We start from the raw sequence: 25098 nt of genomic DNA, 5'->3' as shown, positions 1-25098 counted from the left end.
TCCTAAGCCGAGTCAAAATGAAACAAAATCCATTATAACATACTCATAAGGTAGAGATGGAAGGGACACACTAAAGGGGAATTGAAGCAAGGAGGGACAATTATGGCAGAGCGTCAATCACTTGAATCGTATATTACACAAGCGGAACAAGCGGTGGAATATGCAAAAGAACAATTAGAACAAGGCATGAGACAAGAGCATTACAATACGATGGAGTATTCAGATGCACAGTTACAATTAGAACAAGCGTATAACGATTTACAAACGATGCAACAACATGCGAATGATGAGCAACGTGAGCAATTAAATAGAGCACGTATGGCAATTCGCCAATTGCAACATCAAATGATTATTACACCGCACTAATAAGGAGTGAATGTAATGGCGAAACGTTCAGATCAAAATAACCCAGAGCAAAAAACACAAAATGGACATAACGCTGAGTTTTCGAATGAACTTGATCCCATTGTTCAAGTAAAACAGCGTAATAGTAAAAAAGGACAACCTCAAAAATCAAAACAATCAGAGTAAACCAGGTCGCAATATGACCTGGTTTTATTTTGTTATATGACAATAATGTAAGATTCCTGTAAGGTTTGCCGATAGTTGTAAGCTTACTTTTCCAGTAGAGTAAGGGAGGATTAAATTTTGGACAAGGAGCTGCTTTATGGGGAACAATATTACAAACAAACGAATTGATGAGTTAGATTACATTCGTGGCTTCGCATTACTGGGGATTATTTTAGTAAATATTCTAGCGCTACTTAATATTAAAACTCCAGATCCTAATACAGTAGATGCTAGCTATCAAAGATTTTTATACTTATTTGTAGAAGGTCGTTTCTTCTCAATCTTCTCATTCTTATTTGGAGTGGGATTCTATATTTTTATTTCAAGAGCGATTGCGAAAGGGAAGAATGGCTATGTTTTATTTTTACGTCGTTTAGTAGCATTATTTATTTTTGGTTTAATTCATCAAATGTTTCAGCCTGGAGAAGCACTAGCGTTATACGCAATTTGTGGGTTAATCGTTTTGCCGTTTTATAAAGCGAAAAAAGAAGTGAACCTAGCACTAGGACTTATTTTGACAATTGCCTTCAGTGTAATGGGAGTTAAAGAACTATTACCACTTGGCTTAATTTTATTAGGACTTGCTGCAGGACAATATCGTGTATTTGAAAATCTCACGCAAAATATAAAGAAAGTCGCTATTTTTACAGGTATTATGTTTGTTTTAAGTGTCATAGCAGTATGGTATCAATATGGGCACGCTCCTGCTGAACCATTTATAAATGGGATAATGGAAACTGAAGATGGAACAATGGATGTTGCAAGCCAGTTTCTAAAAATTGGTATTACTGTTGGACCAATTATTTCAGCTTTCTATGTAGGAGCATTAATTTTATTACTTCAGTTAAAACCAGTTCAAACATTATTAGCACCATTGAAATACTACGGTCGTATGGCTTTAACAAATTATATCGGACAAACGGCAATGATTTTAATTGCTAGTAGTGTATTTAACTTTGCAGGAAATTTAACATACATGCAGACGTTATATGTATGTATCGCAATTTATGCAATTCAAATTGTGTTTAGTGTAATTTGGATGAAAATCTTTAAAATGGGTCCATTAGAATGGGTTTGGCGTGTTATTACGTACTGGACGGTAACACCTTTAAAGAAATAAAGTGAAACTTTAATCAGTGGGCTGTTCCTTTCGCGGAACAGCCTATTTTTATTGTCATCTTTTGTCGATAAGTCGATATATTTTGGTAATCGCTGATAAAAGTGTAAGAATCGCCGATATATTTGAAAAATCGCTGATAAAAGTGTAAGAACCGCTGATATATTTTAACAATCGCCGATATAATTTCATTTACCGTTTTACTATGTCGAAATGCGAACTAGTATGAAAAGCCAAACTTACACGCCCACCTTCTTTATATTACAAAAGTGTAAGGTAAATGTAATGTTAACAAATAGCAGTTCACCTCCAAAAGGCGCAAAATAGGTAATGGAAAAACAAGCGTAGGAGGATATATATGACGAAACCAGTTGTAGACGTGAAAAACGTTCAAAAAGTGTACGGTAAAAAAGGTGAGAACCAATCACACGCGTTAAAAGGTGTTTCATTCTCAATTCAAGAGGGTGAGTTTGTTGGGATTATGGGACCATCTGGTTCTGGTAAAACGACATTATTAAATGTAATTTCAACGCTTGATAAAGCAACGGGCGGCGTTGTTGAAATTGCGGGTACGGATATTACGAAAATGAAACAAGGTGAGCTTTCTGATTTCCGTTCACAAAAGTTAGGATTCATCTTCCAAGATTTTAACTTATTAGAGAACTTATCTATTTATGAAAACATTGCACTTCCACTTTCTCTTCAAGGTGTCGCATCACGTAATATTGGACCGAAAGTAGAAAAAGTAGCGGATATGTTAGGGATTACAGAAATACTTCAAAAGTATCCATCTGAAGTATCTGGTGGACAGAAACAACGTTCAGCAGCAGCGCGTGCTTTAGTGCATGAGCCGGCAATTATTTTAGGGGACGAGCCAACAGGAGCGCTTGATTCTAAAAATGCAACGAGTTTACTTGATGCGATGACAAACTTAAATAAAGATCAAGGCGTATCGATTATGATGGTTACGCATGATCCATATAGTGCAAGTTACTGTCAGCGTATTTTATTCATTCAAGATGGTGAGCTATATAAAGAAATTCATCGCGGTGGTACGCGTGAAGAGTTCTACAAAGAAATTTTAGATGTACTTGCAGATTTAGGTACACAAAAGGCGTAAGAAAGGAGGTTCCAGTATGTTATTTAAACTTTCCATGTCGGGGCTGAAAAGTAAGCTGAAAGATTATATCGTCTTACTTGTCGGTCTTGTCATGTCGATTTCAATTTTTTACATGTTCCAAACGTTAGCACTGAATAAAGCATTTTTAGAATCTAATTCAGTGATTAAATCTATTGGATTCGTATTCCAAGCAGGATCATTTTTATTAGCAATTATAACGTTCTTCTACATTTTATATGCAAACTCTTTCTTATTATCTCTTCGTCAAAAAGAGTTCGGTATGTATATGATGTTAGGTGCGAAAAAACATAAAGTTACATTACTTATGTTTATTGAAACAATCGTATTAGGTGCTGCGTCTCTTGCAATCGGGATTGCAGTTGGAGTAGGACTTGCAGAAGGTATTGGACAGTTATTAATGAAACAGCTTGAATTTGCTGGTGAAGGGTATAAAGCATTTTATCTACCATCTATGACTGTTACTTGCATCTTCTTCTTTGCACTATTTGTATTATCAGCAATTATGAACAGTATTAAATTGTCACGTATTTCTGTATTGCAACTAGTACATGCAGATGCACAAACAGAGCGTGTTGCAGTAAAAGGTAAAAAGACAGTTGTAGTGGCATTCCTTGCTGTTATTTTATTAGGTATAGGTTATGCATCTATGATCTATATGGAAAAACTAAAAGAGATGGGAATCCTTATTGCATTAATTACAACGACAGCTGGTACTTACATGCTATTTGGCTCACTTCTTCCAGTCATTATTAAAAAGTTAAAAAGTAATAAAAAGCGTAGTGAAAAAGGACTTAATGCTTTTACATTTGCACAATTAAACTTCCGAATTAATAGTTTAACGAAAGTACTTGCAACAGTGGCAATGTTAGTTGCGCTTGGAGCTGGTGCAATTTCGGGCGGTATGGCGTTCAAAAATAACGTTATAAAAATGGTAGATGGTTTAGTAATATATGATTCAGTAGTTCATAATCCAACAGCTGAAGAAAAGAAGGTTTTAGACGGTATTACATTTAAAGAGAAAAGCGAATATCGTTATAAAGTTGATGATAAATACGTTTACTATGTAAAAGAAGATTTAGAGAAAAATCGTCCTTTCGTAAAAGATATGGCAAAGATGAAGTCTATGAAGGATTTAGTAAATACGAAAAAAGTTTCAGAGGAACTACCGGTAGGTGCAGTTTCTAGAGAGATGAATCAAAAAGATGCGAACACTAAAGAACTTTCAGCGGAATGGACAGATGCTTTTAGTACAATCCATCCATATTATTTATACAATGATCATGCAATTAAAATTGTAGATCAAAAAATGTACGATGGGATAAATGGTAAAGAAGGTATAGCATTTATCGGAAAAACAGATGATTTTTTAACATATAAAAAAGAATGGAAAAAACTTGACGAGTTGCAGCTAGATAAATATAAAAATGTAAAAGTTGAACAAATGGATAGTAAATATCAAGCTTATAGTGGGTTCTATGGCATTGCGAGTGGAACAGTATTTATGGGATTCTTCCTTGGAATTGCGTTCTTAGCAATGATGGCAAGCTGCCTTATGTTTAAAATTCTTTCTGGTGCATCAAAAGATATTACGCGTTATCAAATGCTTCGTAAAATCGGTGTGCGCCGTGAGTTACTAACGAAATCGATTTATAAAGAGCTATTCCTAGTATTCTTATTCCCAGCAATTGTGGGTATCGCTCACGTATTAGTTGGTATGAATATTTTCGGATTTATTTTAATCGATCCGTACTTCCGTATTTGGGTACCAATTGTAATTTTCGTAGTTATTTATGCGATTTATTACTTCATTACAGTTCAATTGTATAAAGGAATTGTTCTTCCGAAAGAAGATTAATAATAAAAACCGAGCAAAAACGCTCGGTTTTTATTATTTTCAGAAAAAATACTTTAATGTTACTGAAATGTATAATATAATGTAAGTAAGTAACGTAATATAAAAGTAGAAGTAGCTGTATAAGGAAAGGAGGAATCCAATCTGTAGAAAGAAGCTGAACTTTTATCCCCACATTTTTTTACCGCAACGTATTTATACAATCGTAAGTTTCCACATTGAAAGTTTTCAGAACCACCTGAGTATATTGTGAAAATAATGGATAACACATGGAAATCTCATAGCATGATAAGGTAAAATGGACAACATAATGAGAAAATTACCGTTCATAAGATGAGGAGAATACATGTATGGAAGTTGTAGAGGCATTAAAAGATATAAGCCAAATTGAGGCTATGAAAAAATATTTAAAAGAGCACTCCCAGCGAGATTATCTTTTATTTGTTATTGGAATTAACACAGGATTAAAAATTACAGAACTACTTAGCATGAAATTTGAAGATGTATTAAATGAAGACGGGACTGTTAAAGAGTTTTATGCTCTTCCTGTGAAAGATGAAAAATTTAAACAAGATATTTATTTAAATACAAAAGTAAAAGAAGCGCTTTTAGATTACGTACAATCTATTGGCGTTAAAAGAGAAAATTACGTATTCCAATCTAATAAAACGCCAAATTCAATTACGCGCCAACAAGCGTATCGTGTAATTCATAATGCTGCAGAAGCAGTTGGAGTTGTTGGTAAAATCGGAACGAATTCAATGCGAAAAACGTTCGGATTTCATGCGTACAAAAGAGGGATAGCGATTGCACTATTGCAAAAACATTTTCATCACGCGACTCCATCAGAGACACTAAAGTATTTAGGTATCTCAAAGGATGAGAGCTTTAAAACGGAGATTGATGTCGATTTATAAAAGCCGTAACTAAAAAATTAGGAGGCGGAAAATATGAATATTAGAGAGAGTGAACTGCCGGGTATTGGATGTAAGTTTGAAGTGATTACAAAAGGTAATGAAAAGATGGTTATCGTTATTCATGATGATGGCCGAAGAGAAATGTACCATTTTGATGCTGATCATGAAGAGAGTATTTCAAGCGTCTCTCTTCGTGATTCTGAAGCGAGACAAATTGCAGCTATATTGGGCGGAATGGTATATAGGCCACAAGCTTTAGATACGATTGAAATGGCTTTTGAGGGATTATCAATTGAGTGGTTTAAGGTGGAAAATAATGCACCAGTTGTACAAAAAACAATTGGTAGTTTACATGTTCGAAACACATATAACGTAACGATTATTGCCATTTTGAAAAAGAATATGAAGAAGTTCTTTAATCCAGGCCCAGATTCTATCATTGAAGCTGGCGATATGCTCGTATTATCAGGTGAAAGACATGAAGTGAAAAGAATTATTAATGAGTTGCTTTCAGTAGGAGGGGATTCATAATCGATGGATACTTTAATCTTTGAAGTTGGAACTGCGTTAGTATTAGTCGCTTTTGCAGCTATTCTCGCTGCAAAGTTAAAGTTCTCGATTATTCCGTTTCTTATTATACTCGGTATGCTAGTGGGGCCTCATGCCCCAGATTTAGGGCTTATCGATTTAAGATTTATTGAAAGTGGAGAAGTTATTTCCTTCCTCGGCCGTGTTGGCGTCATATTCCTCCTATTTTACTTAGGTTTAGAATTCTCAATTAAAAAATTAATTAAATCAGGAAAATCAATTGCTTTTGGGGGAACTGTTCATATATCGCTTAATTTTATATTAGGTTTACTTTACGGATATATAATGGGTTTCCCCTTATTAGAAACATTAATTATTGCTGGGATCATAACAATTTCATCGAGTGCAATTGTTGCGAAAGTAATTGTTGATTTAAGAAGATCTGGTAATAAAGAGACGGAGCTAATTTTAGGAATCATTATGTTTGATGATATCTTTTTAGCGGTATATTTATCAGTCGTTTCAGGATTAGTACTTGGAGGGGCAACATCATTTGTAGGTGCTCTTACATCTATTTTAATCGCAGTAGGTTATATGCTACTATTCTTTGTAGTTGCTAGAAAAGCTACACGGTTTTTAAATAAAATGTTAGATATTTCGTCCAATGAAATTTTTATTATTGTAATATTCGCTATTTTGTTCTTTGTAGCAGGATTTTCAGAAACGATTCATGTTGCAGAGGCAATTGGAGCATTATTACTAGGACTCGTTTTTTCTGAAACAGAGCATAGTGATCGAATTGAACAGCTTGTCGTTCCGTTTCGTGATTTCTTTGGAGCTATATTCTTTTTCAGCTTCGGTTTAAGTATAGACCCATTTTCACTTGGCGGAGCAGTGTGGTTGGCATTAGGAGCAGTTTTCATTACTCTTATCGGTAATTTTACTGCTGGAATGGTTGCGGGGCGTAAAGCTGGGTTATCGCATAAGGCTTCTACGAATATCGGTTTAACACTTGTATCACGCGGAGAATTTTCTATTATCGTCGCGAATATTGGAATTGCGGGTGGCTTAATGGCAGCGATTAAACCGTTCTCAGCTTTGTATGTTTTAATATTAGCATCGTTAGGACCTTTGTTAACGAAAGAATCTGGGAGAATATACTCGCTACTAGATAAGGTGTTTAAATGGAGTGCTAAAGAACGTGTGAAGCGAGAAAAGGAAGTTGGATAGTACAAATAAGGGTAGACTGCATGAAAATTTCATGCAGTCTACCCTTTTATATATTGTTACTGTTGTCGTTTTTTGTCGGTAAGTCGATATATTTTAATAATCGCTGATATATTTGTAGTTGCGCCGATATATTCTGATAATCGCTGATATAATCCAAGAAGCAACCAATATAAATTCATTTACCGACGAACTATTATCTGAATTTCATCAACTATTAATCAGTTGCCTTCCTATTTAAAAACGACTACAATTTTACTGTTATATATATGAACGAAAAAAATAGAATAGGAGGGGAAGCTATGCCAAGGAAAGTATGGCTATTAGTAGCTGGGATGATTATTAATGTCACGGGTGCTTCTTTTTTATGGCCTTTTAATACAATTTATTTGCATGATCACCTAGGAAAATCTTTATCTGTGGCCGGAATGGTATTAATGATCAATTCGCTTACTGGTGTAATAGGAAACTTGCTCGGCGGTGTTTTATTTGATAAATGGGGCGGTTATAAATCAACTTTAGTAGGGATTGTGATTACACTTGTATCAATTTTAGGTCTTGTGTTCTTCCACGGTTGGCCGTTATATGTTGTATGGCTAGCGTTAATCGGCTTCGGTTCTGGAATGGTCTTCCCATCGATGTATGCGATGGTTGGTACGGTTTGGCCAGAAGGCGGAAGACGGGCATTTAATGCGATGTATGTTGGACAAAATGTTGGTATTGCGATCGGAACAGCATGTGGTGGATTAGTTGCATCGTATCGTTTTGATTATATTTTCTTAGCGAACTTTATTTTATACTTTGTTTTCTTCTTAATTGCTTTTATTGGATTCCGCGGTATGGAAGACAAGAAAGAGCCAGGAGTGCAAAAAGAAGTCGAAACGAAAAAAGGGTGGTCACTTACACCTGGATTTAAAGCACTTCTTATCGTGTGTGTAGCATATGCTTTATGCTGGGTTACATACGTACAGTGGCAAGGAGCGATTGCAACACATATGCAGGAATTAAACATTAGTCTTCGTCATTATAGTTTATTGTGGACGATAAACGGAGCAATGATCGTTTGTGCGCAGCCACTTGTTAGTATGTTAATTCGCTGGATGAAGCGTTCCTTAAAACAGCAAATTATGATTGGAATTTTCATTTTTGCGGCGTCATTCATTGTGTTAAGTCAAGCGCAGCAATTTACGATGTTCCTCGTTGCGATGGTAACATTAACAATTGGTGAGTTATTTGTATGGCCTGCGGTTCCAACGATTGCAAATATACTTGCACCAAAAGATAAATTAGGATTTTATCAAGGGGTCGTAAATAGTGCGGCGACTGTAGGGAAAATGTTCGGACCGGTCGTTGGCGGAGCAATTGTAGATTTATACAATATGGAAGTATTGTTTATAGCAATCATGGTAATGCTTGTAGTAGCGCTTGTAGCAACAAGTATTTATGATAAACGAGTAAAAGTAGAAGAAACAGTTGAAGAAAAAATTGCAGTTTAGTTTGACGGAACATGTTCACATGTTTTAGAATATATTTAAATAAAACAACCTTTAGAACAAGGGAGATAGCTCGGCTGTCTTAAGATGAATTCGTTAGTTATGAAGAGTAACGATTAACCGAGAAGTCCTCGCTTTAGTAAGCTCTTAAGAGATACTAGGTGAAGGATAGTTCACGTAACTTATATGTGTAATAACAGTGAGAAGGAGTAGTAGTAATAGAAGCTGGTTTAGAGAGTTGACGGTCGGTGCAAGTCAATCCACGTTTCGTTATGAACTCGCCTTTGAGTTGCAGTTGTGAAATTAATAGTAGCAATTGCCGTTAATCCACGTTACGGATCTAAGCGAATGTACATTTGTACATTAATTTAGGGTGGTACCGCGGGAATCTATAACCTCTCGTCCCTTTTTAGGGATGAGAGGTTTTTTGTATTTTGGGCGGTGAAAATAAATAGAATTTCAAGGAGGGTATCTCATGAGCTTTAATCATCAAGAAATTGAGAAGAAGTGGCAAGGGTACTGGGAAGAAAATAAAACATTCCGTACGCCAGATGAGACAGAAAAACCAAAATTTTATGCACTAGATATGTTCCCATATCCATCAGGTGCAGGCTTACACGTAGGACATCCAGAAGGTTATACAGCGACAGATATTTTATCTCGTATGAAGCGTATGCAAGGATATAACGTTCTTCATCCAATGGGATGGGATGCATTCGGTCTTCCAGCAGAGCAATATGCACTTGATACTGGAAACAGCCCAGCTGAATTTACAGAGCATAATATTAATACGTTCCGTAACCAAATTAAATCATTAGGTTTCTCTTACGATTGGGACCGTGAAGTAAATACAACAGATCCAAACTACTATAAGTGGACGCAATGGATCTTCCTAAAACTATTTGAAAAAGGCTTAGCTTACGTTGATGAAGTACCTGTAAACTGGTGCCCAGCACTTGGTACAGTACTTGCAAACGAAGAAATCATTGACGGTAAGAGTGAGCGTGGTGGACATCCAGTTGAGCGTCGTCCGATGAGACAGTGGATGTTAAAAATTACAGCTTACGGAGATCGTCTATTAGAAGATCTAGATGAGCTTGATTGGCCAGAAAGCTTAAAAGATATGCAACGTAACTGGATCGGTCGTTCTGAAGGTGCAGAAGTACACTTTAACATCGATGGTACAGACGAGAAGTTCACAGTATTCACAACGCGCCCTGATACATTATTTGGTGCAACATACTGTGTACTAGCTCCGGAACATGCGCTTGTTGCAGAAATCACAACAGCGGAACAAAAAGAAGCAGTAGAAGCTTACATTAACGCTGTAAAAATGAAGAGTGACCTAGAGCGTACAGAACTTGCGAAAGAAAAAACTGGTGTATTCACTGGTGCTTACGCAGTTAACCCAGTAAACGGTGAGAAATTACCAATCTGGATTGCTGATTATGTTCTTGCAACTTACGGAACAGGTGCTGTAATGGCAGTTCCAGCTCACGATGAGCGTGACTATGAATTCGCATCAGTATTTAATCTTCCAATGAAAGAAGTTGTAAAAGGCGGAGATATTACGAAAGAAGTGTACACAGGTGATGGTGCACACGTAAACTCAGCATTCCTTGATGGTTTAAATAAAGAAGAAGCAATCGCAAAAATGATTGAATGGCTTGAAGTAACGAGCGCAGGAAATCAAAAAGTAACGTACCGTCTACGTGACTGGTTATTCAGCCGTCAACGTTACTGGGGTGAGCCAATTCCAGTAATTCACTGGGAAGATGGTACAATGACAGCTGTGAAAGAAGAGGAATTACCATTAGTTCTTCCGAAAACAGAAAACATCCGTCCTTCAGGTACAGGTGAATCACCACTTGCCAACATTGACGAGTGGGTAAATGTTGTTGATCCTGAGACTGGTAAAAAAGGTCGTCGTGAAACAAATACAATGCCGCAATGGGCTGGTAGCTGTTGGTATTACCTACGTTACATCGATCCAAACAATAGCGAAGCACTTGTAGATCCTGAAAAAGTAAAACAATGGCTTCCAGTTGATATTTATATCGGTGGCGCGGAGCACGCTGTACTTCACTTACTATATGCTCGTTTCTGGCATAAAGTATTATACGATATCGGTGTAGTTCCAACGAAAGAACCGTTCCAACAATTATTCAACCAAGGTATGATTCTAGGTGAAAACAACGAGAAAATGAGTAAATCAAAAGGTAACGTTGTAAACCCTGATGATATCGTAGCAAGCCACGGTGCAGATACACTTCGTCTATACGAAATGTTCATGGGACCATTAGATGCTTCAATCGCTTGGTCTGAAAATGGTCTTGACGGAGCTCGTCGTTTCCTAGACCGCGTATGGCGTCTATTCGTTCAAGATAACGGTGAATTAAGTGAGAAAATTACTGACGCACCAAATAAAGAGCTTGAAAAAGCTTACCATCAAACAGTGAAGAAAGTAACAGAAGACTATGCAGAGCTTCGCTTCAACACAGCGATTTCTCAAATGATGGTATTCATCAACGATGCATACAAAGCTGAAACACTTCCAAGAGAATATGTAGAAGGTTTCGTAAAAATGATTGCACCAGTTGCACCTCATATCGGGGAAGAGCTATGGAGCAAACTTGGATACAATGAAACAATCACATATGCAAGCTGGCCAACATTTGATGAGTCTAAACTTGTAGAAGATGAAGTTGAAATCGTTGTTCAAGTTATGGGTAAAGTTCGCGCAAAACTAACAATGAGTAAAGACGCATCAAAAGAAGAAATGGAACAACTTGCACTTGAAGCAATTCAAGACCAAATTGAAGGGAAAACAGTTCGTAAAGTAATTGTTGTTCCTGGAAAACTTGTTAACGTTGTTGCAAACTAATTAACGCTAAATAAAAGCTCAGAGCATTTAGGCTCTGAGCTTTTTTGTGTAGAAAATAATCTCAGGGTCACCTTCATCTAAGTTTTCAACTATTCCGCTACGTATAAAACCATTCGAGTTAAATACTTTCTGCATACTGTCATTCGATTCGTTCGTTGAAGAAAATATTTTTCGAGTAGGAGAATGACTTAACATATATGAGATTAACGATCTTGCATAGCCTCGCCTTCTTTTAGTTGGCGAAACAATGATTAATGAGAGGAAAGTACAACTAAAGAAGTTTGTATCGTATGTTAGAAAACCGGAAATAGAATTATCTTCTTTTACAATGATGCATCTACCTTCATTAATAGTCTCCTTAATATAATCTCGTCTACTATCGTTTCCTATTACATCAATATCTATATGTAAGATTGCATCTAAGTCATTGATAGAAGCCTTTATTACGTTTTTCAATAGAAATACCTCCTAGAAAAAATATTCAGTTAATTAATTTTATCATGAATGAAGAAAAAGGAGCGGAATTCTAGTGCAGACAAACACCTATTTTTCTATAGGAAATATGATAAAAAAGGTAGGCTAAATTGAGTAGAAGAGGTGAAAGGAATGAAAGGGATGGACAATAATGCACCACATGGCTTCTTCGGAGGTGGGTCGGGTAGTTATGAACAAATGATGTTAATGGGAGGAGCTGGCCAACAAGGATACGGTGGAATTCCAAGCTGGATGGGTGGAGCAGCAGGAGGATTTCCAACATCGGTAGCGGGCATGCAAACTGGAATGCCTACATCAATGGGAGGCTTTTCAACATCAGGGGCTGGAATTCCTACAGTAACAGGGAGCTTTCCGACATCAGTAGCTGGCGTGCAAACAGGGATTCCAGTAGGAGCACCAACTACATTTCCTTCTTTCGTTGGAGGAGTGCAGACAGGATTTCCGGTACCAGGAGTAGGTGTTGTAGCTGGAGGGATAGGCGGGTATCCGCAAGTTGTTCACGGTCATCATGAACATCACCACCATCATGGACACCATCATCACCAAGGCCATCACGGCCATCATGGACACCATCATCATCAAGGTCACCAAGGCCATCATGGACATCACCACCATCAAGGTCACCATGGACACCATCATCATCAAGATCACCAAGGTCATCAACAACAAGTACATCACCATGGACACCACCACATTCATCCGCAAGCTGTTCTTTATCAAACGCACCAAGGCCAACATGGTCACCATGGACATCACCACCACGGCCAACATCATGGACACCAAGGTCACCACCATCACCAAGGTCATCAAGGCCAACACGGTCATCATGGGCACCAAGGCCAACATCATGGGCACCAAGGCCAACATCATGGACACCAAGGTCAACAGCACCAACACCAACAATATCAGCAATATCAACAACAGCAACAATCTTCTCCTTGGACAGGTGGAATTGGAGCAGGAGGAGCAGGGGCAGCGGCAGGAGCGGCTAGCATTAGTGGAGCAGCAGGGCACGCGGGACACGTGGGTCATTAACAAGCCAACAGAAAAAAGACATAATAAAAAACTGCTAGGAAATCCTAGCAGTTTTTTTCAGCTTCTTGGCGCTGACGTTCAATTTCAGCACGAAGTTGTGGTTCCGGTGCTTGCCAGCCTTCTGGCTTTAGAATCTTACCGTCGCCTTCACGGAATCGAGGCTTCCCATCAGGGAATAGTTTTGCCATGTTGGCGTTGTTTACAATTTCGAATCCTTTATCTGGACGTACGCCCATTTCTGCAAACGTTCCGAATGCAAAGTAAATAAGGTCAATCAGTGCATCGTATTGATCTTCAACAGTCGTTGCCTCAAGAAATTCTTCTAGTTCTTCCTGCATAAAACTTGCACGGATTTTTGCACGCTCTTCTGTTAATTTTGTTGGAGTATTTGTTACAGGATGTCCGAATACTTCATGCATTTTTGCAACAAGTTCATATCCTTTATCTAAACCTTTTTCGTTTGTCATGTTGTTTCATCCTTTCTTACGTTATGCCGAAGTTTATTGTAACATAAGGTGATTATGAAATGAAAAGAACATCTTATAGAAATAAGATGTTCGCTCGTTATTCTTCTTTCTTAATTAAAATAGATAAAATAAGATCAATACCGAATATACCAACGAGTAACATTGGTATAACGACAAGTAAATAACGTGTGAAGGAAACATTTTTTAAGTATGTATGAGCAAATAAAAAGACGGCGAGAAATAAAATACCATTTAAAATAGGCTTTACTAATTTTTTAGACATAAGCTCCCCCATAAATATCTTCTCTCTATTTGATAATAAAAAACTCCTCTCTCCGTTGTATCATGCTGGAGAGAGGAGTTCAATCATTTCTCATTCAATTACACCAGAATTTGTAATGTCTACGGTATATTTTATAGTAACGGGAACATCTTTGTACATTTGTTTCCACTCTTCTAATTTGAATGGGCGATAATGTTGCTTATATTTAGCTCCTAGCCCAAGAGGGTCGACATCTAGAGATTTAAAATGCTTAATTAATTTCTTACCTTGTGTCTCCAATTGTTTTTGAACGACCTTCTCAATCTTTTTTGTATTCTTAGCATTCTCTAAGTTAATCTGTTTCGATACTTCTTGAATACGAGCCTCAAGTTTAACATGAATGGAAAAGGAAGGCTTACCATTTTTTATTTTTATATCGTATGTTGGAATAGAACGAATATTATTAATCATTACGTACCCAGGATCTGCTTTAAATTCATGTGAATCTAACTTATGCTTTTCTAAAAGTCCTTTGAATATAAACATATCTTTTTCTGCAATTTTACCAACATATTTATCCTTTTTAAAAAGACCAATTCCCGTTATTTTTATTTTATCACCATGTTTCTTTAAAATTGGAATATAGTAGTCTTGCCCTTCTTGATAATAACGGAATGCTCCTATATGCAGATTATCTGTTGGTAAAGGACCGGTCTCCATATTATGTTCTAGCATTTTTTTTATATAAATTGCAACGTTGGATGAAGTCGTGTACTTTCCTTTTAAAAGTTCAGTACCATTACCTTCAAGTAAAGCAACATATAAGGCATTCCCGATGTTTACATCACGAATTAATGTATCGAAGGAAGCAACCATTCCTTTCTTAGCAATTCGGGTGGTAAATAGAGCAACCCGCATTTGCCCGCTAGCAAATGGTTGAGAAGACTCTAAAGATGTGTCAGCTTTTACTTGTTTTACCGCATTTGCTGTTCCTTCAAAAACTTGAACTTTGTTTCCTTTTTGCTGAATAGGACAAACAAATGTTACCTTTATTTTATTATCTTTTGCTACATCGAAGACAGTTCCTTGGATAAGGTGTACGTCATCGATAATATTTTTTTGTAAACATCCAGTTAGACTAAAGAGTGCTATACAAGAGATAAGTATTAATTTTCTTTTGATTTTTTCCATTTTCTTTTCACCCACACAATAATAAATAGAATTGGGATGTATACATAAATGAGCCAAAAGCTTCCTTTTGATGCATTACTAATAAAATTATTAATATCGTGTCTGTTTGTTAGAAGTTGTGAAACAATGAGGGTGATAAACATAAAAGCGATTAAAACACCTCTTTGTTTTACAAGGAATATTTCGTGCGTTGCTCTCGTTGCCGCCCACAAAGGTAGAATAAAACTTGTAATGATAACGAGGGCATAAGCTGAAATTGCGATATATTCTAGCCTTTCTATGAATGGTAATTGAACAACTTGGGTCATAGAAAGTTGGGCCCATATCGTTTTTAACAATTGTTTTTCACTAAAAAACGAAAAGGCTAAAAGAGTGCTAAATAAATATAGAAGGTTTGAAAATAGTGCCCCATATTGAGCAAATTTATGAGATTGTTTAGGGTTTTTCACAAATGGATAAACCATGAGGTAAATCTCAAAACCAGTCATACTGTAGATTGACAGTTGAGCGGATTTTAAAATGTCTGAAAAAGAATGTGTGAATATAGGTAGTAAATTATCCCAATGTGAATATTTCAAAACGAATAAGCTTAGAAATAAATACCCTAGTGTACCACCAACAGAGATGACGCAAATGCCTGTAATGACACGAAATCCAGAAGAAATGATGTAATAGCTAACTAGGCACAAAAAGAGTGTTAACATAAAGGTGGAGGCAGTTGGGAACATCCATACTTGAATAATTTCAACGTATGTTCGAATAACCGAAATACTGACGATTAAAAAATAAGTTGCAAAGATGATATTAAAGACGTTCCCTATCCACTTTCCAAAGGTTTGTCGTTGTAAATCAATTAAATTCCCGTTTGTTTCCCTTAATAAAAAATACATCATCCACATAAGAACATGGATAACGATGCCTGTGATTACAACGCCTATCCAGCCGTCGTATCCAGCGGCCTTTGCGGTGATTCGAGCAAATCCGAGAACGCCAGCTCCAAACTGTGCACCGTGAATTAAGAAGAAAACAAAGATAGGAGATATTTGATATTTTTCTTGAACTTTACTCATCAATGCACCTCATCTCTTAATCATCAAAGTCTGATCTATGTTTTGTTGAAATTCCTTTAGCAGCTTTTTTTACATGTTGTGGTCTTGCTTGTACATCTCTTGTATCGATCATTGTTAACGGGAAACGAATCCAAGAGTCTTTAACAGATTGTTGTCTTGTCGGATAAAACAAAGCGTACGGTTTACGTAAGGAAGTAAGTCTAAATAGATGGGTAAATAAAAAGATAAACCCAAGAGAGATACCGAAAAGCCCCCCTATTTCCGCGAATGCTAGAAACGGGAAACGTAGTAATCGAACAGCATTACCCATTTTATAAATAGGTGTAATAAAAGAAGCGAGTGCTGATAGTGCAACGATAATTAATAAAATATTACTCGTTAACCCAGCTTGTACAGATGCTTGCCCGATTACGATACCGCCTACAATACCGAGTGTTTGCCCAACTTTCATCGGTAACCTCGCCCCGGCTTCTCTTAATAAATCGATTGCGAGTTCTAGAAAGAGCGCTTCAATTAAAGGTGGGAATGGTACTTGTGCCCTTGATAAAATCAAAGTTTCAAGTAAATCACTCGGAATAAGTTCATAATGATAATTTAAAACTGCAACGTATAACGGTGTAGCACATATCGAGAATAGAACGGCGATAAGGCGTAAAATCCTTGAAAATGTAGCGTACATCCAGGAGACGTTATAGTCTTCTGGTGAAATGAAAAAATCAAAATAGGATACGGGTGTTAGTAAAACACTTGGAGAACCATCAACAAAAATAGCGATTTTTCCATCAATTAGTGCTTTTGTAACTCTATCAGTACGTTCTGTATTGATATAGAGAGGGAAAATCGATTTTTCACCCATTAATTCTTGTAAATAAGCACTATCATTAATTTGATCATATTCAAGAGCGCGTAATGACTCTTCTAGAAAATCTACATTATCTTTTTCAGCAAGGTTGTCTAAATACATCATGACAACTTTTGTTTTGGAAAACTCGCCGATAATCATTTCTTTTGTTTGTAAATCTAAAACAGGAAGACGTTTTCGAACTAAATTAATGTTTGTATCAATATCCTCTACGAAACCTTCTTGCGGACCAATAACAGTTGATTCGTTTAAAGGAGGGGTTGGTGCACGATAATTATCAATTGCAATGTTTGCAAGCATACATTTTTGATCTTGCTGATTCAATTGAATAATCGCATGCCCCTTTAAAACCATATCCTCAATTTTTTGTAAGTCGTTCGTAATTGTAATGCCGCTCATCGGGATATGTTCCTTAAGCTCTTCTAGTGATGCGTTAGGTCGTTCTAAAAGAGTGGGCATTAAATACTTTTGTAATTTTTCTCCATCAAGTGAAGGGCGATAGTAAGAAATCCAATAAGGCATCGTTTCATCGTCGGATGTATGATAATTTACAAAATCACTAGACTTTTTCAGCTTCTCTATTAAATTTTGTAAAGAATGAATACGATCTTTTTCTGGTTTTGTAAAGTCATAAATACTATTACCTCCAGAGCTTTGTTGCTTACTTTGAGAAGGTTCATCTTGCTTAGCGTTTTGCTGTTTATCTTGAAACGAATCACCTTGCTTAGCGTTTTGTTGTTTATCTTGAGACGAATCACCTTGTTTAGCACTTTGTTGTTTATCTTGAGACGAATCACCTTGTTTAGCACTTTGTTGTTTATCTTGAGACGAATCCTCTTGTTTAGGGTTTTGTTGCTTATCCTGAGAAGGGTCCTCTTGTTTAGCACTTTGCTGCTTATCCTGAGACGAATCAACTTGTTTAGGGTTTTGTTGCTTATCCTGAGAGGAATCCTCTTGTTTAGGGTTTTGTTGCTTATCCTGAGACGAATCACCTTGTTTAGCGCTTTGTTGCTTATCCTGAGAGGAATCTTTTTGCTCGTTATTTTTACCTTTATTATGTTTCATACTTCTAGTCTGTTCTTTGTTATCATCCTCTTGATTGTTAGAATGCTGCTCCTGGTTATCTGTTTCGTTTAATTTTGATGTATTTGATTTTTTTTTCTTACGTAACCAATTCCAAATCATATGTACGCCCTCTTTAATCTTGTAATATAGTGCTATTTTGTGGCTAATTTTGTATATTATTCATTTATTTATGAAAAGAAGAAGGAGATTAGTTTGCATAGAAAAAAAACTTTAGTAAGCAGTTCATACTATAACGGGGAGAGGGAGAGCCTGTGCAAATTGTAAAAAAGGAGAAGTTTGTTTTAAAAGGGTTTACGTTTGAAAATGGCAGAGAAATTCCTGTTCAAATGGGATACGAGACATATGGCACTTTAAATAGAGAAAGGTCAAATGTGATTTTGGTTTGTCATTATTTTAGTGCAACAAGTCATGCGGCAGGAAAATATACAGTGCATGATGAGGAGTCTGGTTGGTGGGATGGGCTAATTGGACCTGGAAAAGCAATTGATACAAATAAGTATTTTGTTATATGTACGGATAATCTTTGTAATGTGCAGGTGAGGAATCCATATGTAATTACAACAGGACCGAAATCAATTAATCCAGAAACTGGAGAAGAATATGCTATGGATTTTCCGATTTTTACATTTCTTGATGTAGCTTGTGTGCAATATGAGTTAATAAAAGGTATGGGAATTTCAAGGTTACACGCTGTAATCGGACCGTCGGCGGGGGGAATGATTGCACAACAATGGGCGGTTCACTATCCACATATGGTAGAGCGGATGATTGGCGTTATTACGAACCCACAAAATCCAATTATTACGTCAGTAAACGTAGCGCAAAATGCGATTGAAGCAATTCAACTCGATCCAAATTGGAAAGATGGAAAATATGGAGAACAGCAGCCGATAAAGGGGCTTCATTTAGCAAATAGAATGATGTTTATGAACGCGTTTGATGAGCATTTTTATGAAATGGCATTTCCTCGTAATAGTATAGAGATAGAACCTTATGAAAAGTTTGCTACACTAACATCATTTGAAAAAGAAATAAATAAAGCGACATATAGAAGTATGGAGCTAGTAGATGCGAATTCATGGATATATACTGCGAAGGCAGTTTTATTGCATGATATTGCACATGGGTTTTCTTCACTAGAAGAATCTCTTTCTAACATAGAAGCGAATGTACTTATGATTCCGTGTAAACAAGATTTGCTTCAGCCGTCTCGTTATAATTATAAAATGGTAGATATTTTGCAAAAACAAGGAAAATATGCGGAAGTATATGAGATAGAAAGTATAAATGGGCATATGGCAGGAGCATTGGATATTCATTTATTCGAAAAGAAAGTTTATGAATTTTTGAATCGGAAAGTATCTAGTTTTGTGTAGAAGGAAAATGATGGGGAAAAGGTGCAGTGTTTGAAGTAGGCACCTTTTTTTACATGATTTGTAGACGGAAAATATATGTAGCAATTGCTATACCGAAAAACGCTATGCTAAGCAATAGAAATAAGAATGACATTTCTTGTGGCGATTTTATCTTTTTATTATTTTTCATACTAAGTACAATAATTGCAGCGAGTAAGAACACAATGCCTATAATGAAAAGAAAAAGCGTCATTTTAATCGACTCCTTTCATAAAACAAGTATATTGAGGATACAATGTGCTAGTTATGTTTGTAAAGAATAAGTTTTACGAGAAAATTGAGAAATAGCTTTTCGATTCTTTGCGTTCTTTCTTTTGCATGCTAAAATTGGTAGAGAATGTTTGTGAAAAAGAAACTAAAGGTTTTATTGTATATAAGGAGGAACTACATATGACAGAAGTTAAAACAATTACTACAGAAGAGGTGCAAGAGCGTTTAGAAAATGGAGAAACGTTATTTTTAGTAGATGTAAGAGAAGATGAAGAAGTAGCGGCAGGAAAGATTCCAGAAGCTGTACATATTAAAATGGGCGATATCCCACATAAAGTAGATTTCTTTAATAAAGAGAATGAATATATCTTTATTTGTCGTTCAGGAATGCGCAGTGAAAATGTATGTCATTATTTAAATGAGCAAGGGTTTAAAACAGTGAACATGGTTGGCGGTATGCTTCAATATGAAGGTGAAACGAAATAGTTAATTGTAAAAAACTTGAAACGAGTCTGTTTCAAGTTTTTTTCTTTTGCATACAGTATAAAAAAGGAGGAGGGGTAAATGGGGATTAATTTGCGTAAAGTAAAAATTATTAATAATACAGGAGCTGTTAATGTCGGTGACTGTTATGATCTCTCACCTTTAGCTGTAGCAAAAGTATATGCAGGTGCTGGAGGATCGAGTGCGGCTATTTTTTTAAATGGAAAAAGGCAGCCAGAAGCGGTCATTAGAACATCAGTATTTCTTCCGCCTTTGGCAACGAGTACACGTACGTTAGGTTCATAGAGGAAAGGTAGAGTGTAATTATGCCTGCTCATATAAAAGAGTTTGTTATTGTGAATAACACTGGAAATATATTTACCGGTGATAATTTGAGTGACACTTCATTTACTGCTTCGAAATCATATAGTGGTTCAATGGGGTGTACTTGGATTGATGTTGTTACAGTAATAGGGACGGAGACGAAGCTTTGTTTACAGCCGGGAGATTCGGTGACGACGACGTATACAAGGGGCACTCCTGCTGGTACTGTAACAGGAGCAAATATGGGGCAAAATGTAAATACATCGAGTATAGCGCAAGCTGTCCCTAATACAGATAATATGGATTCAATTGCAGGACTCCCTTAAGAAATTAAGGGAGTTTTTATTATTTAAAATAAAAATAGTCTTGGAAATTATTTTTGTAAATAGATTAAGAAGAGGCTTATTTATTATGAAAAAGACGGTTTGTAGGCGGTGAAAGTGTGAAGAATCGTGATAATAATCGGAAGCAAAATTCGTTAAGCTCTAATTTTAGAATTCCACCCGAACTTATTGGGCCTACTTTCCCCCCTGTTCCAACTGGGTTTACAGGTATAGGGATTACTGGTCCAACCGGTCCACAAGGCCCAACAGGACCTCAAGGACCAAGAGGATTACAAGGTCCGATGGGGGAGATGGGCCCGACAGGACCTCAAGGTGTGCAAGGGATACAAGGATCAGTTGGGCCAATAGGTGCAACTGGACCAGAAGGACAGCAGGGCCCACAAGGATTGAGAGGACCACAAGGAGAAACTGGAGCGACAGGACCTCAAGGGGTGCAAGGGTTACAAGGTCCGATTGGTCCAACGGGAGCGACTGGGGCACAAGGTATACAAGGGATACAGGGATTACAGGGGCCAATTGGAGCGACGGGACCTGAGGGACCTCAAGGAATTCAAGGTGTCCAAGGGTTGCCGGGTGCAACTGGTCCACAAGGAATACAAGGAGCACAAGGGATACAAGGAACACAAGGACCGAGTGGAAATACAGGTGCAACCGGAGCAACTGGTCAGGGGATAACAGGCCCGACTGGAATAACAGGTCCAACTGGGATAACTGGACCATCTGGAGGACCTCCTGGTCCGACGGGGCCGACTGGTGCGACAGGTCCGGGCGGTGGACCGAGTGGAAGTACAGGTGCGACTGGAGCAACTGGGAATACTGGAGCTACAGGAAGTACAGGGGTAACAGGAGCAACGGGAAGTACAGGTCCGACTGGAAGCACGGGAGCACAGGGCTTGCAAGGAATCCAAGGGATTCAAGGGCCAATTGGGCCAACAGGTCCAGAAGGTCCGCAGGGTATTCAAGGTATTCCTGGTCCGACGGGAGTAACTGGTGAACAAGGAATACAAGGAGTTCAAGGTATTCAAGGGGCAAAGGGAGCAACAGGGGATCAAGGTCCACAAGGGATACAGGGGGCTATAGGGCCTCAAGGGGCCACAGGAGCAACAGGAGATCAAGGTCCACAAGGAATACAAGGAGTACCAGGGCCATTAGGAGCAACAGGCCCACAGGGAGTTCAAGGGATACAAGGTCCGATGGGGGATATAGGACCAACAGGTCCAGAAGGCCCAGAGGGACTTCAGGGCCCGCAAGGAATACAAGGTGTGCCAGGGCCAGTTGGAGCAACGGGTCCAGAGGGTTCCCAGGGGATACAAGGTATTCAAGGAACGGTAGGAACAACAGGCCCACAAGGTCCACAAGGAATTCAGGGAATACAAGGTGTGCAAGGGATAACGGGAGCAACTGGAGTACAAGGAGTAACTGGAATTCAAGGGATACAAGGGGAAATAGGAGCAACGGGTCCAGAGGGTCCCCAAGGAGTGCAAGGTGCTCAAGGGGAGATTGGTCCAACAGGTCCGATGGGTCCCCAAGGTGTGCAAGGAGTACAAGGAATTCAAGGAGCGACGGGCGCACAAGGAGTGCAAGGTCCACAGGGAATTCAAGGAATCCAAGGTCCGACGGGGGCAACAGGAGATACGGGAGCAACTGGGGCGACAGGGGAAGGCACTACAGGTCCAACAGGAGTAACCGGTCCAACAGGGGTAACAGGACCATCTGGAGGACCAGCAGGACCGACCGGCCCAACGGGGCCATCAGGTCCGGCGGGAGTAACAGGTCCATCTGGTGGACCACCTGGCCCGACAGGAGCAACCGGGGCGACAGGAGTAACAGGAGATACTGGGGCGACAGGCTCAACTGGAGTGACAGGAGCGACAGGAGAAACGGGAGCAACCGGAGTGACGGGTTTGCAAGGTCCGCAAGGAATCCAAGGTGTGCAGGGAGAGATAGGTCCGACGGGTCCCCAAGGTGTTCAAGGTCCCCAAGGAATTCAAGGAGTAACGGGGGCCACTGGAGATCAAGGTCCGCAAGGGATTCAAGGCCCACAAGGCGACATAGGTCCAACCGGCCCACAAGGAATTCAAGGCCCACAAGGTTCTCAAGGAATCCAAGGAGCGACAGGGGGAACAGGAGCACAAGGTCCACAGGGAATCCAAGGTCCGCAAGGTGACATAGGTCCGACTGGGCCACAAGGCCCAACTGGAATCCAAGGGATACAAGGAGAAATAGGTCCAACAGGTCCAGAAGGCCCAGAAGGACTTCAGGGCCCGCAAGGAATACAAGGTGTTCAAGGGCCAGTTGGAGCAACGGGTCCAGAGGGTCCTCAGGGGATACAAGGCATTCAAGGACCGGTAGGAGCAACAGGCCCACAAGGTCCACAAGGAATACAGGGAATACAAGGTGTGCAAGGGATAACGGGAGCAACTGGAGCACAAGGAGCAACTGGAATTCAAGGGATACAAGGGGAAATAGGAGCAACGGGTCCAGAGGGCCCCCAAGGAGTGCAAGGTATACAAGGGGCGATTGGTCCAACCGGTCCGATGGGCGCACAAGGAGTGCAAGGAATACAAGGGATTCAAGGAGCAACAGGTGCACAAGGAGTGCAAGGCCCACAAGGGATTCAAGGGATACAAGGTCCGACGGGAGCAACAGGAGATACGGGGGCAACCGGAGCGACGGGAGAAGGAACTACCGGTCCAACAGGAGTAACCGGTCCAACAGGGGTGACTGGCCCGTCAGGAGGACCAGCAGGACCGACCGGCCCAACGGGGCCATCAGGTCCGGCAGGAGTGACAGGTCCATCAGGTGGACCACCTGGTCCGACAGGAGCAACAGGTGCGACAGGAGTAACAGGAGATACCGGGGCGACAGGCTCAACTGGAGTGACAGGAGCGACAGGAGCAACGGGAGCAACCGGAGTGACGGGTTTACAGGGCCCGCAAGGAATCCAAGGTGTTCAAGGAGAGATAGGTCCAACCGGTCCACAGGGTATTCAAGGTCCCCAAGGAATCCAAGGAGTAACGGGGGCAACCGGAGCACAAGGTCCCCAAGGAATTCAAGGCCCACAAGGCGACATAGGTCCAACCGGCCCGCAAGGAATTCAAGGTCCACAAGGTCCTCAAGGAATCCAAGGAGCGACAGGGGCAACAGGAGCACAAGGCCCACAAGGAATCCAAGGTCCACAAGGTGACATAGGTCCGACCGGCCCACAAGGCCCGCAAGGAATTCAAGGCCCGCAAGGAATTCAAGGCCCAACGGGAGCTACAGGAGCAACCGGAGCGACAGGTCCACAAGGGATTCAAGGTCCCCAAGGAATTCAAGGCCCGCAAGGAATTCAAGGTCCAACGGGAGCTACAGGAGCAACCGGAGCGACAGGTCCCCAAGGAATTCAAGGCCCACAAGGAATTCAAGGCCCGCAAGGAATTCAAGGTCCAACGGGAGCTACAGGAGCAACCGGAGCGACAGGTCTCCAAGGAATTCAAGGCCCACAAGGAATTCAAGGCCCGCAAGGAATCCAAGGTCCAACGGGGGCTACAGGAGCAACCGGTTCACAAGGCCCAACTGGAGATACAGGTCCAACCGGAGCTGGAGCCACTGGAGCGACCGGGGCGACTGGAGTTAGTACAACTGCAACATATGCATTTGCGAATAATACATCAGGAACCGCTATTTCTGTTTTATTAGGTGGCACGAATGTACCATTACCGAACAATCAAAATATTGGTCCAGGAATTACTGTTAGTGGAGGAAATACTGTATTTACAGTTGCGAATGCAGGGAATTATTATATAGCTTATACAATTAATCTAACGGCAGGATTACTTGTAAGTTCTCGTATAACTGTAAATGGCAGTCCGCTTGCGGGAACGATAAATGCTCCGACAGTTGCTACTGGTTCATTTAGTGCAACAATAATTGCTAACTTGCCTGCTGGAGCTGCTGTTAGCTTACAGTTATTTGGAGTAGTTGCAATAGCTACATTATCTACAGCAACGCCAGGGGCTACCCTGACTATTATTAGATTAAGTTAATAAGCAGAGAACCTTGAAGCTTTTATGTTTCAAGGTTTTTTTATCTTTGTATTTGTAAGTAAACCTCGTTAACCAGGGGGAGTGAATCCCCTCTAAT

Annotated in this window: 23 protein-coding genes and 1 other annotated feature; of the genes, 16 read left to right on the top strand and 7 right to left on the bottom strand. The window is 39.4% G+C overall.

Annotated features, from left to right (window positions below):
- Window positions 1–102: 102 nt before the first annotated feature.
- From NST27_RS23275 to leuS, 10 genes are all read left to right on the top strand, one after another.
- Complete coding sequence (locus NST27_RS23275; protein WP_000840871.1) at window positions 103–366, top strand: YtzC family protein; 264 nt, start codon at window positions 103–105, stop codon at window positions 364–366.
- 15 nt (window positions 367–381) lie between these two features.
- The gene (locus NST27_RS23270) at window positions 382–531 is read left to right on the top strand and encodes a hypothetical protein (protein WP_001129340.1); all 150 of its coding nucleotides are present in this window, start codon (window positions 382–384) and stop codon (window positions 529–531) included.
- A 136-nt stretch (window positions 532–667) separates the two neighbouring features.
- Entirely contained in the window at window positions 668–1690 is a 1023-nt protein-coding gene (locus NST27_RS23265) for a DUF418 domain-containing protein (RefSeq protein WP_000527732.1), read from the top strand.
- A gap of 355 nt (window positions 1691–2045) precedes the next feature.
- The gene (locus tag NST27_RS23260; RefSeq protein WP_000165837.1) at window positions 2046–2807 is read left to right on the top strand and encodes an ABC transporter ATP-binding protein; all 762 of its coding nucleotides are present in this window, start codon (window positions 2046–2048) and stop codon (window positions 2805–2807) included.
- A gap of 16 nt (window positions 2808–2823) precedes the next feature.
- Complete coding sequence (locus NST27_RS23255) at window positions 2824–4683, top strand: FtsX-like permease family protein (RefSeq protein ID WP_000897803.1); 1860 nt, start codon at window positions 2824–2826, stop codon at window positions 4681–4683.
- Between the two features lie 347 nt (window positions 4684–5030).
- Window positions 5031–5597: a tyrosine-type recombinase/integrase gene (locus NST27_RS23250; RefSeq protein WP_000454205.1), complete on the top strand. Its 567-nt coding sequence runs from the start codon at window positions 5031–5033 to the stop codon at window positions 5595–5597.
- 33 nt (window positions 5598–5630) lie between these two features.
- Window positions 5631–6128, top strand: a complete 498-nt coding sequence (locus NST27_RS23245; RefSeq protein WP_001026053.1) for a cation:proton antiporter regulatory subunit — start codon at window positions 5631–5633, stop codon at window positions 6126–6128.
- A 3-nt stretch (window positions 6129–6131) separates the two neighbouring features.
- Window positions 6132–7355: a cation:proton antiporter gene (locus tag NST27_RS23240; RefSeq protein WP_000380174.1), complete on the top strand. Its 1224-nt coding sequence runs from the start codon at window positions 6132–6134 to the stop codon at window positions 7353–7355.
- A 299-nt stretch (window positions 7356–7654) separates the two neighbouring features.
- Window positions 7655–8848, top strand: coding sequence for an MDR family MFS transporter (locus NST27_RS23235; RefSeq protein WP_001137563.1), 1194 nt, complete (start codon window positions 7655–7657; stop codon window positions 8846–8848).
- Window positions 8849–9035: 187 nt separating this feature from the next.
- Window positions 9036–9255: a binding site (T-box leader), on the top strand.
- Between the two features lie 65 nt (window positions 9256–9320).
- Entirely contained in the window at window positions 9321–11729 is a 2409-nt protein-coding gene (gene leuS, locus NST27_RS23230; RefSeq protein WP_000009466.1) for a leucine--tRNA ligase, read from the top strand.
- Window positions 11730–11756: 27 nt separating this feature from the next.
- Here the strand turns inward: leuS and NST27_RS23225 are convergent, their stop codons facing one another.
- On the bottom strand, window positions 11757–12185 hold the full coding sequence (locus tag NST27_RS23225; protein ID WP_000800044.1) for a GNAT family N-acetyltransferase: 429 nt from the start codon (window positions 12183–12185) through the stop codon (window positions 11757–11759).
- Between the two features lie 150 nt (window positions 12186–12335).
- Here NST27_RS23225 and NST27_RS23220 point away from each other — a divergent pair, with 150 nt between their 5' ends.
- Entirely contained in the window at window positions 12336–13259 is a 924-nt protein-coding gene (locus NST27_RS23220) for a hypothetical protein (protein ID WP_000677619.1), read from the top strand.
- Between the two features lie 44 nt (window positions 13260–13303).
- Here NST27_RS23220 and NST27_RS23215 read toward each other — a convergent pair whose 3' ends face one another.
- The 5 genes from NST27_RS23215 to NST27_RS23195 all read right to left on the bottom strand — a co-directional run bounded on the left by NST27_RS23215 (window position 13304) and on the right by NST27_RS23195 (window position 18296).
- Window positions 13304–13726: a hypothetical protein gene (locus NST27_RS23215; protein ID WP_000180554.1), complete on the bottom strand. Its 423-nt coding sequence runs from the start codon at window positions 13724–13726 to the stop codon at window positions 13304–13306.
- Between the two features lie 97 nt (window positions 13727–13823).
- Window positions 13824–14009 carry a hypothetical protein gene (locus NST27_RS23210; protein ID WP_000038775.1) on the bottom strand — a complete coding sequence of 62 codons (186 nt, stop codon included), beginning with the start codon at window positions 14007–14009 and terminating at the stop codon, window positions 13824–13826.
- A 90-nt stretch (window positions 14010–14099) separates the two neighbouring features.
- Window positions 14100–15179, bottom strand: a complete 1080-nt coding sequence (locus NST27_RS23205) for a Ger(x)C family spore germination protein (RefSeq protein ID WP_000411371.1) — start codon at window positions 15177–15179, stop codon at window positions 14100–14102.
- On the bottom strand, window positions 15155–16249 hold the full coding sequence (locus NST27_RS23200) for a spore germination protein (protein WP_000049071.1): 1095 nt from the start codon (window positions 16247–16249) through the stop codon (window positions 15155–15157). Before NST27_RS23200 ends, NST27_RS23205 begins: the two co-directional genes overlap by 25 nt.
- Before the next feature lie 16 nt (window positions 16250–16265).
- Window positions 16266–18296, bottom strand: a complete 2031-nt coding sequence (locus NST27_RS23195; protein ID WP_000638090.1) for a spore germination protein — start codon at window positions 18294–18296, stop codon at window positions 16266–16268.
- Between the two features lie 152 nt (window positions 18297–18448).
- Between NST27_RS23195 and NST27_RS23190 the strand changes: the two genes are divergently transcribed.
- On the top strand, window positions 18449–19573 hold the full coding sequence (locus tag NST27_RS23190; protein ID WP_001167633.1) for an alpha/beta fold hydrolase: 1125 nt from the start codon (window positions 18449–18451) through the stop codon (window positions 19571–19573).
- A gap of 49 nt (window positions 19574–19622) precedes the next feature.
- Here NST27_RS23190 and NST27_RS23185 read toward each other — a convergent pair whose 3' ends face one another.
- Window positions 19623–19805 carry a hypothetical protein gene (locus tag NST27_RS23185; RefSeq protein ID WP_000171881.1) on the bottom strand — a complete coding sequence of 61 codons (183 nt, stop codon included), beginning with the start codon at window positions 19803–19805 and terminating at the stop codon, window positions 19623–19625.
- A gap of 197 nt (window positions 19806–20002) precedes the next feature.
- On the opposite strand from NST27_RS23185, the gene NST27_RS23180 reads away from it, so the two are divergent.
- From NST27_RS23180 to NST27_RS23165, 4 genes are all read left to right on the top strand, one after another.
- Window positions 20003–20308 carry a rhodanese-like domain-containing protein gene (locus NST27_RS23180; RefSeq protein WP_000141207.1) on the top strand — a complete coding sequence of 102 codons (306 nt, stop codon included), beginning with the start codon at window positions 20003–20005 and terminating at the stop codon, window positions 20306–20308.
- 78 nt (window positions 20309–20386) lie between these two features.
- Window positions 20387–20611: a spore germination protein gene (locus NST27_RS23175; RefSeq protein ID WP_000512465.1), complete on the top strand. Its 225-nt coding sequence runs from the start codon at window positions 20387–20389 to the stop codon at window positions 20609–20611.
- Window positions 20612–20631: 20 nt separating this feature from the next.
- Window positions 20632–20955 (top strand): hypothetical protein, encoded by a 324-nt coding sequence (locus NST27_RS23170; RefSeq protein ID WP_001110848.1) that lies wholly within the window; start codon window positions 20632–20634, stop codon window positions 20953–20955.
- A 116-nt stretch (window positions 20956–21071) separates the two neighbouring features.
- Entirely contained in the window at window positions 21072–25001 is a 3930-nt protein-coding gene (locus tag NST27_RS23165; RefSeq protein ID WP_000796083.1) for a BclA-related collagen-like exosporium protein, read from the top strand.
- Window positions 25002–25098: the final 97 nt, after the last annotated feature.

This window comes from Bacillus sp. FSL W8-0770 (genome assembly GCF_038008705.1).
In the GTDB taxonomy this organism is placed as follows: domain Bacteria; phylum Bacillota; class Bacilli; order Bacillales; family Bacillaceae_G; genus Bacillus_A; species Bacillus_A cereus.
The sequence above is the reverse complement of the archived record's forward strand: the minus strand, read 5'-3'. Positions and strand labels throughout refer to the sequence as shown.

Bases quoted from the DNA above. Each gene is read 5' to 3' on its own strand.
- NST27_RS23185 (WP_000171881.1), bottom strand. From the start codon at position 19,805: ATGACGCTTTTTCTTTTCATTATAGGCATTGTGTTCTTACTCGCTGCA.
- NST27_RS23175 (WP_000512465.1), top strand. From the start codon at position 20,387: ATGGGGATTAATTTGCGTAAAGTAAAAATTATTAATAATACAGGAGCT.
- NST27_RS23215 (WP_000180554.1), bottom strand. From the start codon at position 13,726: ATGACAAACGAAAAAGGTTTAGATAAAGGATATGAACTTGTTGCAAAA.
- NST27_RS23220 (WP_000677619.1), top strand. From the start codon at position 12,336: ATGAAAGGGATGGACAATAATGCACCACATGGCTTCTTCGGAGGTGGG.
- NST27_RS23260 (WP_000165837.1), top strand. From the start codon at position 2,046: ATGACGAAACCAGTTGTAGACGTGAAAAACGTTCAAAAAGTGTACGGT.
- NST27_RS23205 (WP_000411371.1), bottom strand. From the start codon at position 15,179: ATGGAAAAAATCAAAAGAAAATTAATACTTATCTCTTGTATAGCACTC.
- NST27_RS23265 (WP_000527732.1), top strand. From the start codon at position 668: ATGGGGAACAATATTACAAACAAACGAATTGATGAGTTAGATTACATT.
- NST27_RS23170 (WP_001110848.1), top strand. From the start codon at position 20,632: ATGCCTGCTCATATAAAAGAGTTTGTTATTGTGAATAACACTGGAAAT.
- NST27_RS23195 (WP_000638090.1), bottom strand. From the start codon at position 18,296: ATGATTTGGAATTGGTTACGTAAGAAAAAAAAATCAAATACATCAAAA.
- NST27_RS23240 (WP_000380174.1), top strand. From the start codon at position 6,132: ATGGATACTTTAATCTTTGAAGTTGGAACTGCGTTAGTATTAGTCGCT.
- NST27_RS23250 (WP_000454205.1), top strand. From the start codon at position 5,031: ATGGAAGTTGTAGAGGCATTAAAAGATATAAGCCAAATTGAGGCTATG.
- NST27_RS23255 (WP_000897803.1), top strand. From the start codon at position 2,824: ATGTTATTTAAACTTTCCATGTCGGGGCTGAAAAGTAAGCTGAAAGAT.
- NST27_RS23270 (WP_001129340.1), top strand. From the start codon at position 382: ATGGCGAAACGTTCAGATCAAAATAACCCAGAGCAAAAAACACAAAAT.
- NST27_RS23275 (WP_000840871.1), top strand. From the start codon at position 103: ATGGCAGAGCGTCAATCACTTGAATCGTATATTACACAAGCGGAACAA.
- NST27_RS23235 (WP_001137563.1), top strand. From the start codon at position 7,655: ATGCCAAGGAAAGTATGGCTATTAGTAGCTGGGATGATTATTAATGTC.
- leuS (WP_000009466.1), top strand. From the start codon at position 9,321: ATGAGCTTTAATCATCAAGAAATTGAGAAGAAGTGGCAAGGGTACTGG.
- NST27_RS23200 (WP_000049071.1), bottom strand. From the start codon at position 16,249: ATGAGTAAAGTTCAAGAAAAATATCAAATATCTCCTATCTTTGTTTTC.
- NST27_RS23210 (WP_000038775.1), bottom strand. From the start codon at position 14,009: ATGTCTAAAAAATTAGTAAAGCCTATTTTAAATGGTATTTTATTTCTC.
- NST27_RS23180 (WP_000141207.1), top strand. From the start codon at position 20,003: ATGACAGAAGTTAAAACAATTACTACAGAAGAGGTGCAAGAGCGTTTA.
- NST27_RS23245 (WP_001026053.1), top strand. From the start codon at position 5,631: ATGAATATTAGAGAGAGTGAACTGCCGGGTATTGGATGTAAGTTTGAA.